The organism is Exiguobacterium sp. 17-1, assembly GCF_023096305.1.
Taxonomy (GTDB): Bacteria; Bacillota; Bacilli; order Exiguobacteriales; family Exiguobacteriaceae; genus Exiguobacterium_A; species Exiguobacterium_A sibiricum_A.
This window is the reverse complement of record NZ_JALIGJ010000009.1, coordinates 1-14,180: the sequence shown is the minus strand read 5'-3', so window position 1 is coordinate 14,180 and position 14,180 is coordinate 1. Positions and strand designations below refer to the sequence as shown.

The window sequence follows — 14,180 nt, the reverse complement described above, 5'->3', positions numbered from 1 at the left end:
TCCCATGCCGAACACGGAAGTTAAGCACTTGAACGCCGAAAGTAGTTGGGGGCTTCCCCCTGTGAGGATAGGACGTTGCCAGGCAAGTAAGAGACCGATCTGCATCTGCAGGTCGGTCTTTTTGTGTTATGTGAAACTTCAGATTGTTCTGATTATTGGTGGAGTCATTGACATGACACCTTTCGCTTGTTACCATAACATCAATATTCTTTTATAGAAGAGAAAGCGAGTGGATAACATGTGGGAGAACAAATTTGCTAAAGAAGGCTTGACGTTTGATGACGTCTTGCTCGTACCACGTCGTTCAAGTGTCTTACCGAGAGATGTTGATCTGTCGGTAACATTATGCGAAGGGATTACATTAAACATTCCTCTAATCAGTGCTGGAATGGATACTGTAACAGAAGCTCCAATGGCAATTGCAATGGCACGTCAAGGTGGCCTTGGCGTTATTCACAAGAACATGTCGATGGAAGATCAAGCCGAGCATGTTGATCGTGTTAAACGTTCTGAGAATGGTGTCATTACAAACCCGTTTTATCTCACGCCAGAACGACAGGTTTATGATGCTGAATATTTGATGAGTAAATACCGGATTTCAGGTGTTCCAATCGTTAATAATGAAACGGAACGCAAACTGGTCGGTATCTTAACGAACCGTGATCTTCGTTTCGTAAAAGACTACTCGACGGTCATTGAAACGGTCATGACGACGGAAGAACTGGTCACAGCAAAAGTCGGTACCTCTTTAGAAGAAGCAGAACAGATTCTCCACAAACATCGGATTGAAAAGTTACCACTCGTTGATGAGAACGGTGTTTTGAAAGGTTTGATTACGACAAAGGATATTGAAAAAGTTGAGCAATATCCCCATGCAGCAAAAGATTCATTTGGACGTCTGCTCGTCGCAGCAGCTGTCGGTGTCACAAAAGATGCATCGGTTCGTGCCAAGTTCCTCGTAGATGCAGGAGTTGACGCATTGGTCGTCGATACGGCACACGGTCACTCAGAAGGGGTTCTCGTGAAGGTACGTGAACTTCGTGATGAATATCCGAACTTGCCGATCATCGCAGGAAACGTGGCAACAGCTGAAGCGACACGTGATTTGATTGAAGCAGGTGCTTCAGTCATCAAAGTCGGAATTGGGCCGGGATCGATTTGTACGACGCGTGTCGTTGCAGGAGTCGGGGTTCCGCAAATCACGGCCGTCTTTGATTGTGCGACAGAAGCCCGTAAGCACGGTATCTCGATTATCGCTGATGGTGGAATTAAGTATTCAGGGGATATCGTCAAAGCACTCGCAGCAGGAGGTCATGCTGTCATGTTAGGTAGCTTGCTTGCTGGTGTAGAGGAAAGTCCGGGAGAAATGGAAATTTATCAAGGTCGTCAATTTAAGACGTATCGTGGTATGGGATCGGAAGCTTCAATGAAGCGTGGTAGCCAAGATCGTTATTTCCAAGAAGCAGACAAGAAGTTTGTTCCAGAAGGAATCGAAGGTCGGGTTGCGTATCGCGGTAAACTGGGTGACTCTGTTTATCAACTCGTTGGAGGCATTCGTTCAGGAATGGGATACTGTGGTTCTGCTTCACTTGAAGAATTACGTGAAGAAACACAGTTTATCCGGATGACAGGTGCAGGTTTACAGGAAAGCCATCCTCACGACATTCAAATTACAAAAGAAGCCTCAAACTATACACGTCAATAATTCAACACCCTGCGGCCTATGAAGGTCGCAGGGTTTTTTTGTGGATAACCTTGTGGATAACCTTACTGTAACTGCCAAGCTTCAACAAGTTCAGTGAGTCCTTGATTCAACTGGTGTTCTGTCAGACTGGCAAATCCGAGGACAATCTGTGGATGAGCTGTGGATAACGGCAGTTGGGCATAATCTGATAAACCGTACACTTGAATGGAAGATGCGTTCGCCCGTCGCAGTAACTCCTGTTCGTCCATCCCATTCGAGACGGAAAGTACGATATGAAGGCCGGCACTTTCCCCTGTCAATCGCAGAAACGGAACCTCCCGCAGAGCGTGAACGACGACATCGAGTTTCCGGCGATAGATTTTTCGCATCCGGTTTAAATGTTTCTCAAAGTCGCCTTCTTTCATGAAGCGTGTCAAAATCGTTTGATCAAATCGGGAGACACTGCACGTGTAGTACGGAAATTCAGTTTGATATCGTTCTAGTAAAGGGCGGGGCAGCACCATGTATCCGATTCGAAGGGACGGCATTAACGATTTTGAAAATGTACTCAGGTAAATCACCCGCTCACTGTCCATACTGTGCAAGGAAGGAATTGATTTTCCACTGTACCGGAATTCACTGTCATAATCATCTTCAATGATATAACGGCTATCCGATTCAGCTGCCCAGTTCAGCAGCTGCCGGCGTCGATTGACAGATAGAATACTGCCGGACGGGAACTGGTGGGCTGGTGTCACATACATCACATCGGCTGGACTTTGAATCAGAGAATGAATCGTTAAACCATTTTGGTCGACAGGAATCGGAATGGTCTTTCGTTCATGACTCTCAAGGATTAAGCGTGTCGCATGATACCCGGGATCTTCAATACCATAAGTCGTCGATTTTCCTAACAAAAAGATGATTTGCGGCAGAAGTTGTTCGACGCCGGAACCAATGATGATCTGTTCTGGAGAACAGACGACCCCTCGTGAATGATAAAGGTACGTCGCAATCTCAAGACGTAACGCTAAATCACCTTGCGGATGTCCGAGGGAGACGAGTGATTGGTTTTGTTCATCAATGACATCCTTGGCATGTTTTCGCCAACGTGAAAAAGGAAATGAGGAGCCGTCGATTTTACTTGGATGAAAATCGTACCGCATGGCCGGTTTTTGATTTGTCCGTTGGCTTGTCGGCAAAGGCGTTGTTTTGACATATGCCAGCTCTTCGTATGCTAAGACGAAGTAACCTTTCCGGGAAACGGATTCGACATATCCTTCTGCGACCAATTGTTGATAAGCCAGTTCGATGGTCGTCTGGCTGAGATTTAAAAACTGACCAAGCTTTCGTTTTGAAGGTAATTTCGTCCCGTAGGCCAGGCGTCCTTCAATGATTTCCTGACGGATTTGCTGATACAGCTGTTCATACAACGGACGGTTGCCCTCCCGTATTAACGCAAACGATAACATGTCCATAGATTATCTCCTTTTTACTGACCTGGTTAATTCATCATAAACTGATACTTTTAAAATAGTCAACGAAGAATATACTAAAAAGTATCACCGATTGGAAATACTATTAATGTCTAGGGGGAGTTCAAAATGATGGAACGACAACAAGGATCAGATCGTGTCAAACGGGGGATGGCCGAAATGCAAAAAGGTGGCGTCATCATGGATGTCGTGAATGCAGAGCAGGCTAAAATCGCAGAAGCTGCTGGTGCGGTGGCCGTCATGGCACTGGAACGGGTACCGTCCGATATCCGGCGTGATGGTGGAGTGGCACGGATGGCCGATCCACTGATTACAGAAGACGTCTTGCAGGCAGTGTCGATTCCGGTGATGGCTAAGTGCCGCATCGGACATATCGTGGAAGCACGGGTTCTTGAATCATTAGGCGTCGATTTTATCGATGAAAGTGAAGTCCTGACACCAGCAGACGAAGAATATCATTTGTTGAAGTCGTCGTTTACGGTCCCGTTTGTCTGTGGAGCCCGTGATTTAGGGGAGGCGGCACGACGAATTGCAGAAGGGGCGGCAATGATTCGGACAAAAGGGGAACCCGGGACGGGCAATGTCGTGGAAGCTGTCCGTCATATGCGGAAGATTCAGGCGCAACTCCATCAGATTCTCCATTCACAACCCGACGAATTGATGACACGTGCTAAAGAGTGGGGAGCACCTTACGAAGTGTTACAACAGATTCAGACAACAGGACGTCTTCCGGTCGTGAATTTTGCAGCTGGTGGAATTGCGACCCCAGCCGATGCCGCGTTGATGATGCATCTCGGAGCTGATGGTGTGTTTGTAGGTTCTGGTATCTTTAAGTCGGAACATCCGGAACGTGTCGCGAAAGCTATCGTTGAAGCCGTGACGTATAAAGATGATTTCGAACGGATCGCCCACCTTTCGAGAGGACTCGGGACAGCAATGAAAGGAATTGATGTGACGTCGATGCCGTTTGAAGAACGGATGGCACCACGCGGATGGTGATTGGTATATTAGCTGTCCAAGGTGCCGTACGCGAACATCAGGAGATGCTTCATGCACTCGGAGTCAAAACGATGATCGTCAAGTCGGCTGCGGACTTGGACGGGATCGACGGCTTAATCTTACCGGGCGGAGAATCAACGACGATACGCCGGTTGATGGATCGGTATGGACTGCTGGATGTCTTGCGGCGTCAAGTCGACACATTGCCGATGTTCGGTACATGTGCCGGGATGATCTTACTGGCAAGTGAATTGAGTGAAGGTCCTGCACATTTACGAGCCATCCCGATGACGGTAAAGCGAAATGCGTTTGGAAGACAAGTCGAAAGTTTTGAAACATCCTTGATTGTCGAAGGAGTGGGGCAGGACATCGAAGCTGTTTTTATCCGGGCTCCTTTTGTCGAACAGGTGGGAGAAGGGGTACGTGTCTTAGCTACGATGGGTGCAGCAGCCGTTGCCGTCGAGACGGATCTCCATCTCGCCTGCTCCTTCCATCCAGAGTTAACTTCAGATCGACGTCTTCATGACTATTTCATTCAAAAAATCAGACAGCGGACAGCTGTTTCGATTTGATCAAAAGTAAAAGAGAAACCGTCAGTTTCCGGCTGTCGGTTTCTTTTTTTATGCTACACTGAAAAGATAGAACATCATTTGAAGGAGAGGACCGATGAAACGTCTTTTCACACTCTTCCTGAGTGTACTTATACTGACTGCTGGTTTGTCACCGATGACAGGCTATGCGGAAACACCGGACATTCAGGCGGAATCTTACATAATGGTCGATGCTGTGACAGGTAAGATTTTATTGGCTGAACAGGCTGATTTGGCTCTGCCGCCGGCTTCGATGACAAAATTGATGACACTTTATTTAGTCCGTCAGCAAATTGAGCAAAAAAAGCTGTCATGGAATCAGACGGTCCGACCAAGCGGAAAAGTGCTGAAGCTCGCGAAAACACAAGGAATTGCCCGTCTGCCGATTCGGAAAACAACGTATACGATTCGGGAACTGTATGATGCAGCCTTCATTAAATCGGCCAACGATGCGGCCGTCCTACTGGCAGAAGTCATGGCAGGAACGGAAAAACAATTCGTCGAACGGATGAATGAAACAGCAGCTGCACTAGGGATGAAAGACACGGAATATGCGAATGCATCGGGACTGGATGCTGTCGATGCGACATTACCGGGAACGAACTTGATGACGGCGATGGATATCTCGCTTTTGATCATCCGTTACATTCAAGACTATCCGGATGTATTAGATGTCACGAAACGCTCAGTGGTCACAATCAACGGAGAAAAAGTGGAAAACTCCAATAAGATGTTACCGCGTCAACCGTACGCTTACAGTGGAATGCGGGGAATGAAGACCGGAACGACGGATCTTGCCGGTTACTGTTTCGCGAGTGTCGCGACACGTGGCAATTTGACGCTCGTTTCGGTCGTCATGCGAACCAAATCGGATAAAGCCCGATTCGCAGAAACCAAAAAACTGCTCGATTATGGTTTTTCTTCTTTTGAACCGTTGACGTATTACGGAAAAGGAGAACAAATCAAAGGCGCGTTACCAATCCGAGGGGCCAAACAAACCCGCTACGATGTTGTGACGAAAACCGCTTTGTACGTGACGGTATTAAAAAATCAGACGAAATCCCATCCGCCCGTCTTTCAATTTTCAAAAGCCGAAGCACCGTTAAAGCAGGGCGAAATCATCGGGACGGTCCAAGTGGAAGACGCCGGACGGTACTTACCCGGATTTTCCGTCCCTCAGGCCACTGTAACCAGTGTTGAAAAGATTGAACTGGCAAGCTTCCAGACCCGCTTGTTCCGTGCAGTTTCGGCCTGGTCCAAAAAAATCAGTCAAGCGATTCATCAACCAACCCTTGTCAACCTTAAAGGGGATAGTGTAAAGTAAAGCTAATCTCATAATGATGTCATGAACGGACCAAGTAGAAGCATTTATTCTGTTAAGAGAGCTAGTGGGTGGTGCGAACTAGTCAGAAGGATACTTTGAATCGAGCCGGATCACACACCTTGCGAACAAGGTGCGGGTACGCCCGTTATCGCGTCTTTAGAGTTGGCTAGTACGACTAGCAATGAGGGTGGCAACGCGGATCCAGGTGATTCGTCCCTCTTCGGTTTTTTAGAACCGGAGAGGGATGGATTGCCTTTTTTTATTGAAAAAAAGGAGGAAATAAGATGATTGATATTAAACGTCTGCGTCAGGATTTTGACGCGATCCAAGAAAAACTAGCACACCGGGGGGAAGATTTAACGGACATGAACCGGTTCATCGCACTTGATGAAAAGCGCCGGGAACTGATTGCGAAAACAGAAGTTCTAAAAGCAGAACGCAATGAAGCAACAAAAAAAATCGCAGAACTGAAACGCAACAAAGAAAATGCGGATGAGGCGATTGCGGCGATGCGTCAAGTCGGCGATGAAGTCAAAGCGCTTGATGAAGAATTGCGTGAAGTCGAAGCGACACTGAACCTGTTGTTGCTCGGGATTCCAAACATTCCCCATGATAGTGTGCCAATCGGTTCTACGGAAGACGATAATGTCGTCATCCGGGAAGTCGGTGACAAACCGGCATTTGATTTTGAAGCTGTACCGCACTGGGATTTGATGGAGCAGTTAAAAATCGTTGATGTCGAACGGGCCGGAAAAGTAACGGGCAGTCGCTTCGTCTTTTACCGCGGCGCCGGTGCGCGTCTCGAGCGGGCGTTAATCAACTTCATGATGGATTTACACCAGGATAAAAACGGTTATACGGAAATCCTGCCTCCACTGATGGTCAACCGCGATTCTATGACAGGAACAGGGCAACTTCCAAAGTTTGAGGAAGATGCGTTCAAAGTCGAAGACACAAACTATTTCCTCGTCCCGACAGCAGAAGTACCTGTGACGAACATGCACCGGGACGAAATTCTGTCAGCGGATCAATTACCAATCGGTTATGCAGCCTACAGCCAATGTTTCCGGTCTGAAGCAGGTTCTGCCGGCCGTGATACCCGCGGGTTAATCCGTCAGCACCAATTCAACAAAGTGGAACTGGTCCGCTTCGTCAAACCGGAAGAATCATATGAACAGCTCGAATTATTGACAGGACAAGCAGAGGACGTCTTGAAATTACTCAAACTCCCGTATCAAGTCCTCAGCATGTGTACAGCGGATCTTGGTTTCACAGCTGCGAAGAAGTATGATATCGAAGTTTGGATGCCGAGCCAAGGTGTTTACCGTGAGATTTCTTCTTGCTCAAACTTTGAAGATTTCCAAGCACGCCGGGCACAAATCCGTTTCCGCCGGGAAGCGAATGCCAAACCGGAATTCGTCCATACGTTAAATGGATCAGCACTTGCGGTCGGACGGACAGTAGCGGCAATTCTTGAGAACTATCAACAAGCAGATGGATCAGTTGTTATTCCAGAAGTACTTCGCCCATACATGGGTGGTCTTGAAGTCATTCAAGGATGAGTAGGAAGGGGGGGATTTCCCCCTTCTGATTTTTTAAAAAGTTTTTTTAGAAAAAGGCTTTACACAATAAAACCAAGATGCTATTATAATTTATGTCAGGAAGGCGCTTGTGCAACACAACGCTCAATTATAAGTACGGAGGCGTACTCAAGTGGTTTAAGAGAACGGTCTTGAAAACCGTCAGGCGGCGAAAGCCGTGCGTGGGTTCGAATCCCACCGCCTCCTCCATTTCTTTTTTTTTACCTGAAAACTACATATAACTTGGAGGCGTACTCAAGTGGTTTAAGAGAACGGTCTTGAAAACCGTCAGGCGGCGAAAGCCGTGCGTGGGTTCGAATCCCACCGCCTCCTCCACTTCTTTTTTTTTACCCAAAATTACATGTAACATGGAGTCGTACCCAAGCCCGGCTGAAGGGGACGGACTCGAAATCCGTTAGGGGTCGCAAGGCCCGCGTGGGTTCGAATCCCACCGACTCCGCTTATATAAGCATCTCACATTCATCGTGAGATGCTTTTTTATTGCTTCCATCAAGAGTGGCATGCTATGTTTTCCTACATCTTAGACAGAAAAAGGAGCAGCAATTATGACACTCACTAAACACATGTTACTCACACATTATCAGGACACGATGGATTTTGTTCGTGGTCTTGAACACATATCGGAAGAAGCATGGCGGACACCTTATGCAGAAGGGAAATGGACAGTCGCTGAAATCATCGGTCATTTATCGCCGTGGGATCGATTCCTTGTTGCGGAACGCTTGCCATATATTTTGGCAAATGAGCCGTTCCGTGTGAAACCGGACAGCGAGGCTGTTAACGAAGAGGCCGCAAAAATGAGCCGGGAACAACAACGGATTTTGACGATTGACGAATTTTTAGTCAGCCGTGACCGATTGCACCGTGCCGTTGAACTGATTCCGGAAGACCGTTTGACAGATACATTCACGTCAAAAGGAAAAACGATTTCGCTTCTCGAATTTTTAGGCGCCATGATGCAACACGATTTGCATCACCGGGCTCAAATTGAACAAGTAACCGTGGCATGAAAAAAAGCCCGTCGACTTAACCGTCGACGGGCTTTTGGATTAGCGGATTTTAGCAATGCGGGCGACTTCAAGTTGTTTATCGATTTTTGATAAAATCCGTTCGATTGATTCCGGTTCATTCAACAAATCATATTCGTCGATCGACAGACGAAGGACAGGACAGATTGTGAAGTTATTGATCCAGTTCGTGTAGCGTTCGTACATTTCTTCCCAATACTCGATTGGCGTTTGTTGTTCCATTTCGCGTCCGCGTAAACGAATCCGCTCAAGAACTTGTTCAAACGATCCTTCGAGATAAATCAGGAGATCCGGATGCGGGAAGAACGGTGTCATGACCATTGCGTCAAACAAACTCGAGTACGTTTCATAATCCGTTGGTGACATCGTTCCTTTTTCGAAATGCATCTTCGCAAAGATGCCTGTATCTTCGTAAATTGAACGGTCTTGAATGAAACCGCCACCGTATTGGAAGATTTTCTTTTGTTCCTTAAAGCGTTCAGCAAGGAAGTAAATTTGTAAGTGGAAGCTCCACCGCTCGAAATCATGATAAAATTTGTCCAGGTAAGGGTTCGTATCGACTTTTTCAAGAGATGTCCGGAAACCAAGTGAGTCTGCTAGACCGTTTGTAATCGTCGATTTACCGATACCGACCATTCCACCAATCGTAATGACGGCATCTGCCGGGATGTTATACTTTTCACGTAATTTCGAGTTCATGCGTGGTTCGCTCCTTCATATAATTCGTTGCGGATCTTTGTCAGGACGTATTCTAAATCTTCCGGACGCTTGACGAAGTCGAGTTCATCTCCGTTGAAACGGATGACTTTCACTTCCGGATGCTTGATTTGATAATCCGTGACGAACGTTTCGTAATCAGCTGCCAGTTGTTCGAGATAAGCACGTGACATGTTTTCTTCAATCTCACGTCCGCGTAAAGCAACACGTTTCATCAACGTATCGATGCTTGCATCTAAATAAATGACGGCATCGGGTTTAGGCATATCCGTTGTCAGGATCGAATAGATTTGTTCGTACTTATCGAGGTGCTCGACTTTCAGAGAACGATGGGCAAAAATAAGGTTTTTAAAGATATGATAATCAGCGACGACAGAGCGCTGCTTACTGAGATAGTGACGTTCGATATCATCGAGTTGCTTAAAGCGATTACACAAGAAGAACATTTCCGTTTGGAAACTCCATTCTTCGATGTCTTCATAGAACTTTCCAAGAAAGGGATTTTCTTCGACGATTTCGCGTAGCATAGAAAATGAGAAATGGTGACTGATGGCGTTAGCAAGTGAAGTTTTTCCAACACCAATGGGTCCTTCAACCGTTATGAACATATTCAATTACCCTCCGTTCAGCAAAGTGCAATTTATATTTTAGCACAAAGCAGCGGCACCTGCCGAAGTTTCCAGGAGAGAATTTTTGTAAAGATAGGAAGTGTGATGATGGAACGGCATGAACACTATATGCACCTCGCCATTGAAGAAGCAAAAAAAGCAAAAGCAATCGGAGAAGTCCCGATTGGTTGTGTCATCGTCAAAGGAGATGAGGTCATCGCGACCGGTTATAACCACCGGGAAACGAATCATCAGGCGACGGCACATGCAGAGCTGTTAGCGATTGAAGAAGCCTGTAGTAAGTTAGAAAACTGGCGCCTGGAAGGATGCGAGCTCTATGTGACGCTCGAACCCTGTCCGATGTGTGCCGGAGCCATTATGCTGTCGCGGATCGAACATGTCATCTTTGGAGCGGTTGATCCGAAAGGAGGATGTTGCGGGACCTTGATGAATCTGGTCCAGGATGACCGGTTTAATCATGTGTCGCAATTGACAGGTGGAGTTCTTGAACAGGAGTGCGGTGAGATGCTGACGTCTTTTTTCCGGGAGCTTCGGGCGAAAAAGAAACAACAGAAACGGGCAATGGGTTGCAACGGGACCGATGAAACAGTATAATGAAAAAGCACTCGAAACAAGTGCCACTAAAATACGATAAACCATTTGCCGTGCTAGGTGGGGATGTAGCGGTTCCCTGTCACTCGCAATCCGCTATAGCGAGACTGAATTCCATATCGAGGGATAGGATTGGTGTGGTCTGCCTTACGTAAGTAGCGTTGACGTCTGAGTCCTGCGCAACAGATACCCATGAACCAGGTCAGGTCCGGAAGGAAGCAGCCTTAAGTGGTGCTCTCTGTGTGCCGCAGGAGTGCTTGGACTGAGCAGGCTGCGTGAGTAACGCATGTTGAACCTATTTCAGAATATGGTGCGCGGCAGTTTAATTTTAGATAACAAGTCTACAGCCGGTTCCGGTTGTAGACTTTTTTAGGTAGAATAGAAAGAGGATTATAAATAGAGGAGGCGCAAACTTGGCCTATCAAGCATTATATCGGGTATACCGGCCGCAACGTTTTGATGAAGTCGTCGGACAGGCCCATATTACCCGGACGATTCAAAACGCCTTGATGGAAGAACGCATGTCACATGCCTATCTGTTCTCTGGACCACGAGGAACGGGGAAAACCAGTCTGGCAAAAATCATTGCGAAGGCAATCAACTGTGAAAAAGCGCCTGTAAATGAACCATGTAACGAATGTCCGACGTGTCGGGCGATTACAGAAGGATCAAGTCCTGATGTGTTTGAAATCGATGCTGCGTCCAACAACGGTGTTGATGAAATCCGGGAAATCCGGGATAAGGTCAAATATCCACCATCGGAAGCAGCATACAAAGTGTATATCATCGATGAAGTCCATATGTTATCAACCGGTGCCTTCAATGCGTTATTAAAAACATTGGAAGAACCGCCGGCACATGCGATTTTCATCCTGGCGACGACGGAGCCGCATAAAATTCCGGCAACGATCATTTCACGTTGCCAACGTTTTGACGTCAAGCGGCATGAAGTGGATCAACTAATGGAACGGATGCAGTACATCTTATCGGATCAAACGATCGGTTATACGGAAACCGCGTTACGATTGATTGCCCGAGCTGCGGATGGCGGAATGCGGGACGCGTTGAGCCTGCTCGATCAGGCAGTCGCCTTTTCAAATGGAGACTTAACGGATGAGGCTGTACTGGAAGTGACGGGGGCAGTTGAGGATGAAGCATTGCTCGCAGTCGCGAGCGCATTGCAAGCCCATCAAGTCGACCAGTTGTTGCAGACACTTGAAAAAATGCAACGTGCAGGAAAAGATTTAAAGCGGTTCGTTGAAGACTTGGTGTTTTTCTATCGTGATACATTGCTACTTAAAACGTCTCCGACGGCGGTTGATTTACTGGAACGGGCTCGACCGACGGAAGCGTTCAAGACATTTGTCGAAACAATCGAGATGGAAACGTGTTTCCACGTCATTGAACAGTTACATGATTGCCAACAGCAAATGCGTTTGACGAATCATCCGCGTGTTCTAGTCGAGATTGCGTTCATTCAGATTGCGGAACAAGGACGGACGACAGGACAAATCATGCAAAGTTTGCAACAAGAGGTGCGGGAATTGAAGGAACAGATGCATCAGTTGAAAGTGACCGGAGTTCCGGTTACTGAAGGAGCCCCTGCCCAACAACCGGCTAAGCGAAAACAAGCCCGACCGACAGTACGGATTGCCAAGGAACGAATTCGGCAAATGTTGAGTCGCGCAGAGAAGACGCAGCTTCTTGAGATTCAAGAACGTTGGGATGCCATTTTGAAATTGATTTTGAAACAAGACGGTCCGATTTATTCTTTGGTACACGAAAGTAAACCGGTCTTGTGTTCAGAGGATACGTTGCTGATTGAATTCGATAACGGAAAGGGATGGCACTTTGAACAGGTCATGACCAATGAACGAACGCGTTTCGTTATTGAAGAAGCACTGTTTGAGGTCTGTGGTGTCAAACGACAAATTCTTGCGATTCTCGATAATGACTGGAAAGAACTAAAAGCAGAGTTTGTTGCGAAACGAAATAGTAGTAATATAGAAGAGAAAGAAGTGGCAGTCGAATCAGAAGAAGATCGATTGTTGTCCGAGACGCTCGGACGATTTGGTGATATCGTAGAATTCGAAGACTAATTCAGTTAGAGGAGGAAGAATTATGCGTGGTATGGGAAACATGAACAACATGATGAAACAAATGCAAAAGATGCAAAAAGATATGGCGAAAGCGCAGGAAGAGTTAAAGGACTTGACGGTGACAGGAACGGCTGGCGGCGAAATGGTCTCTGTCGTAGCAGATGGTCATAAAAATATCATCGATGTCATCATCAAAGAAGAAGTAGTTGATCCGGATGATGTGGAAATGATTCAAGACCTCGTACTTGCTGCGACGAATGATGCTTTGAAAAAAGTAGATGAACTCGTTTCGAGTAAGATGGGTAAATTTACACAAGGAATGAACATGCCGGGAATGTTTTAAACTGTAGGGGGAAACGAATTGCAATATCCTGAAGCAATCAGCCGCTTAATCGAAAGTTTTACGAAGTTACCAGGGATCGGTCCGAAAACGGCTGTTCGTCTTGCGTTTCATGTTCTTGATATGGAAGAAGATGATGTGCTGATGTTCGGAAAGGCACTGGTAAGCGCAAAGCGTGATATTTCATACTGTAGCATCTGTGGGAATATCACGGATAAAGATCCATGTTACGTCTGTTCCGATAAACACCGTAACCGGACAATCGTTTGTGTCGTTCAAGATTCACGTGATGTCATCGCGATGGAAAAGATGCGAGACTATCAAGGGTTGTACCATGTCTTGCACGGGGCAATCAGTCCAATGGAAGGAATCGGTCCTGAAGATATCAATGTATCGAGCTTATTGACGCGCTTACAGGCGGATGAAGCTATTACAGAAATTATCTTGGCAACGAATCCGAACATTGAAGGGGAAGCGACAGCGATGTATCTTTCTCGACTGCTGAAGCCGACTGGTATTCGTGTTACACGGATTGCCCATGGTCTTCCGGTCGGTGGTGATTTGGAGTACGCGGATGAAGTGACGTTATCCCGTGCGATGGAGGGAAGACGCGAGTTATGAATTGGTTTCGGAAAAAAATCCGGAGCGAATATGATGAACGTTTTCTTCGGGAACTGGCGCAGGCGCAAGAAAACTACTTGATGAAACGCCGGTTGCTTGAAATCAGTTACGATGACTACGGTGATCTCGAAGCTCAAATGAAGCTGGCTGAATCCGTTTATTACTTCTATATTAGAGAAGCGAAGAAACGACGTGTCTCGTTACCTACTGTTCGCTTATAATGAAAAAAGAGGAAGGCTACCGCCTAGTAATGAGGTGGTAGCCTTCTTTTCTATTCTTTTTAAAATTAATTTAATAAAAGAGTTGTCAGGTTGTAATTATCGTGGTATATTAATTCTTGTCCTTAAGAGGACGAGCGCACTGCCGGAAACAAGAAAAAAACTTCTTTCAAAAAGTTGTTGACTTATTGTTTCAGACTTGGTATTCTAATTGAGTCGCCAAAACAGGCGCGGACGAACTTT

The 14,180-nt window shown here is 46.5% G+C and carries 14 protein-coding genes, 3 tRNA genes, 1 rRNA gene, 1 other RNA gene and 1 other annotated feature; of the genes, 16 read left to right on the top strand and 3 right to left on the bottom strand.

Annotation, left to right across the window (positions count from 1 at the left end; genetic code table 11):
* Positions 1 to 84, top strand: a 5S ribosomal RNA gene (gene rrf, locus MUN34_RS16025); the annotation flags it as partial.
* A gap of 154 nt (positions 85 to 238) precedes the next feature.
* Positions 239 to 1,705 (top strand): IMP dehydrogenase, encoded by a 1,467-nt coding sequence (gene guaB, locus MUN34_RS15705; protein WP_026827013.1) that lies wholly within the window; start codon positions 239 to 241, stop codon positions 1,703 to 1,705.
* 62 nt (positions 1,706 to 1,767) lie between these two features.
* Here the strand turns inward: guaB and pdxR are convergent, their stop codons facing one another.
* Entirely contained in the window at positions 1,768 to 3,162 is a 1,395-nt protein-coding gene (gene pdxR, locus MUN34_RS15700) for a MocR-like pyridoxine biosynthesis transcription factor PdxR (RefSeq protein ID WP_247858255.1), read from the bottom strand.
* 129 nt (positions 3,163 to 3,291) lie between these two features.
* Here pdxR and pdxS point away from each other — a divergent pair, with 129 nt between their 5' ends.
* The 8 genes from pdxS to MUN34_RS15660 all read left to right on the top strand — a co-directional run bounded on the left by pdxS (position 3,292) and on the right by MUN34_RS15660 (position 8,704).
* The gene (gene pdxS, locus MUN34_RS15695; protein ID WP_026827015.1) at positions 3,292 to 4,179 is read left to right on the top strand and encodes a pyridoxal 5'-phosphate synthase lyase subunit PdxS; all 888 of its coding nucleotides are present in this window, start codon (positions 3,292 to 3,294) and stop codon (positions 4,177 to 4,179) included.
* Positions 4,173 to 4,751, top strand: a complete 579-nt coding sequence (gene pdxT, locus MUN34_RS15690) for a pyridoxal 5'-phosphate synthase glutaminase subunit PdxT (RefSeq protein WP_247858253.1) — start codon at positions 4,173 to 4,175, stop codon at positions 4,749 to 4,751. The genes pdxS and pdxT overlap by 7 nt, the downstream gene beginning before the upstream one ends.
* Positions 4,752 to 4,845: 94 nt before the next feature.
* The gene (locus MUN34_RS15685) at positions 4,846 to 6,093 is read left to right on the top strand and encodes a D-alanyl-D-alanine carboxypeptidase family protein (protein ID WP_026827017.1); all 1,248 of its coding nucleotides are present in this window, start codon (positions 4,846 to 4,848) and stop codon (positions 6,091 to 6,093) included.
* A 12-nt stretch (positions 6,094 to 6,105) separates the two neighbouring features.
* Positions 6,106 to 6,314 (top strand) — a binding site (T-box leader).
* Positions 6,315 to 6,377: 63 nt separating this feature from the next.
* Entirely contained in the window at positions 6,378 to 7,655 is a 1,278-nt protein-coding gene (serS, locus tag MUN34_RS15680; protein WP_247858252.1) for a serine--tRNA ligase, read from the top strand.
* Positions 7,656 to 7,792: 137 nt separating this feature from the next.
* Positions 7,793 to 7,883 (top strand) — tRNA-Ser (locus MUN34_RS15675).
* 35 nt (positions 7,884 to 7,918) lie between these two features.
* Positions 7,919 to 8,009: transfer RNA gene (locus MUN34_RS15670), tRNA-Ser, on the top strand.
* Positions 8,010 to 8,043: 34 nt separating this feature from the next.
* Positions 8,044 to 8,133: transfer RNA gene (locus MUN34_RS15665), tRNA-Ser, on the top strand.
* Positions 8,134 to 8,239: 106 nt separating this feature from the next.
* Positions 8,240 to 8,704: a DinB family protein gene (locus MUN34_RS15660; RefSeq protein ID WP_026827019.1), complete on the top strand. Its 465-nt coding sequence runs from the start codon at positions 8,240 to 8,242 to the stop codon at positions 8,702 to 8,704.
* A gap of 39 nt (positions 8,705 to 8,743) precedes the next feature.
* Here MUN34_RS15660 and MUN34_RS15655 read toward each other — a convergent pair whose 3' ends face one another.
* Positions 8,744 to 9,421 carry a deoxynucleoside kinase gene (locus MUN34_RS15655; protein WP_014969073.1) on the bottom strand — a complete coding sequence of 226 codons (678 nt, stop codon included), beginning with the start codon at positions 9,419 to 9,421 and terminating at the stop codon, positions 8,744 to 8,746.
* The gene (locus MUN34_RS15650; RefSeq protein ID WP_012368929.1) at positions 9,418 to 10,047 is read right to left on the bottom strand and encodes a deoxynucleoside kinase; all 630 of its coding nucleotides are present in this window, start codon (positions 10,045 to 10,047) and stop codon (positions 9,418 to 9,420) included. Before MUN34_RS15650 ends, MUN34_RS15655 begins: the two co-directional genes overlap by 4 nt.
* A gap of 108 nt (positions 10,048 to 10,155) precedes the next feature.
* Between MUN34_RS15650 and tadA the strand changes: the two genes are divergently transcribed.
* The 6 genes from tadA (at position 10,156) to MUN34_RS15620 (ending at position 13,940) form a co-directional block, all read left to right on the top strand.
* Positions 10,156 to 10,662 (top strand): tRNA adenosine(34) deaminase TadA, encoded by a 507-nt coding sequence (gene tadA / locus MUN34_RS15645; protein ID WP_034769527.1) that lies wholly within the window; start codon positions 10,156 to 10,158, stop codon positions 10,660 to 10,662.
* A gap of 48 nt (positions 10,663 to 10,710) precedes the next feature.
* Positions 10,711 to 10,977, top strand: an RNA gene (gene ffs / locus MUN34_RS15640) — signal recognition particle sRNA large type.
* 95 nt (positions 10,978 to 11,072) lie between these two features.
* Positions 11,073 to 12,758 (top strand): DNA polymerase III subunit gamma/tau, encoded by a 1,686-nt coding sequence (gene dnaX / locus MUN34_RS15635; protein ID WP_247858251.1) that lies wholly within the window; start codon positions 11,073 to 11,075, stop codon positions 12,756 to 12,758.
* Positions 12,759 to 12,780: 22 nt separating this feature from the next.
* Positions 12,781 to 13,101, top strand: coding sequence for a YbaB/EbfC family nucleoid-associated protein (locus tag MUN34_RS15630; RefSeq protein ID WP_012368932.1), 321 nt, complete (start codon positions 12,781 to 12,783; stop codon positions 13,099 to 13,101).
* An 18-nt stretch (positions 13,102 to 13,119) separates the two neighbouring features.
* Entirely contained in the window at positions 13,120 to 13,719 is a 600-nt protein-coding gene (gene recR / locus MUN34_RS15625) for a recombination mediator RecR (protein WP_012368933.1), read from the top strand.
* The gene (locus MUN34_RS15620; RefSeq protein ID WP_026827023.1) at positions 13,716 to 13,940 is read left to right on the top strand and encodes a YaaL family protein; all 225 of its coding nucleotides are present in this window, start codon (positions 13,716 to 13,718) and stop codon (positions 13,938 to 13,940) included. Before recR ends, MUN34_RS15620 begins: the two co-directional genes overlap by 4 nt.
* The last annotated feature ends 240 nt before the right edge of the window (positions 13,941 to 14,180 follow it).

Excerpts from the sequence above, each read along its gene's own strand:
- pdxT (WP_247858253.1), top strand. The coding sequence starts at position 4,173 with ATGGTGATTGGTATATTAGCTGTCCAAGGTGCCGTACGCGAACATCAG.
- pdxS (WP_026827015.1), top strand. The coding sequence starts at position 3,292 with ATGGAACGACAACAAGGATCAGATCGTGTCAAACGGGGGATGGCCGAA.
- serS (WP_247858252.1), top strand. The coding sequence starts at position 6,378 with ATGATTGATATTAAACGTCTGCGTCAGGATTTTGACGCGATCCAAGAA.
- MUN34_RS15685 (WP_026827017.1), top strand. The coding sequence starts at position 4,846 with ATGAAACGTCTTTTCACACTCTTCCTGAGTGTACTTATACTGACTGCT.
- MUN34_RS15630 (WP_012368932.1), top strand. The coding sequence starts at position 12,781 with ATGCGTGGTATGGGAAACATGAACAACATGATGAAACAAATGCAAAAG.
- pdxR (WP_247858255.1), bottom strand. The coding sequence starts at position 3,162 with ATGGACATGTTATCGTTTGCGTTAATACGGGAGGGCAACCGTCCGTTG.
- MUN34_RS15655 (WP_014969073.1), bottom strand. The coding sequence starts at position 9,421 with ATGAACTCGAAATTACGTGAAAAGTATAACATCCCGGCAGATGCCGTC.
- tadA (WP_034769527.1), top strand. The coding sequence starts at position 10,156 with ATGGAACGGCATGAACACTATATGCACCTCGCCATTGAAGAAGCAAAA.
- guaB (WP_026827013.1), top strand. The coding sequence starts at position 239 with ATGTGGGAGAACAAATTTGCTAAAGAAGGCTTGACGTTTGATGACGTC.
- MUN34_RS15660 (WP_026827019.1), top strand. The coding sequence starts at position 8,240 with ATGACACTCACTAAACACATGTTACTCACACATTATCAGGACACGATG.
- MUN34_RS15650 (WP_012368929.1), bottom strand. The coding sequence starts at position 10,047 with ATGTTCATAACGGTTGAAGGACCCATTGGTGTTGGAAAAACTTCACTT.
- MUN34_RS15620 (WP_026827023.1), top strand. The coding sequence starts at position 13,716 with ATGAATTGGTTTCGGAAAAAAATCCGGAGCGAATATGATGAACGTTTT.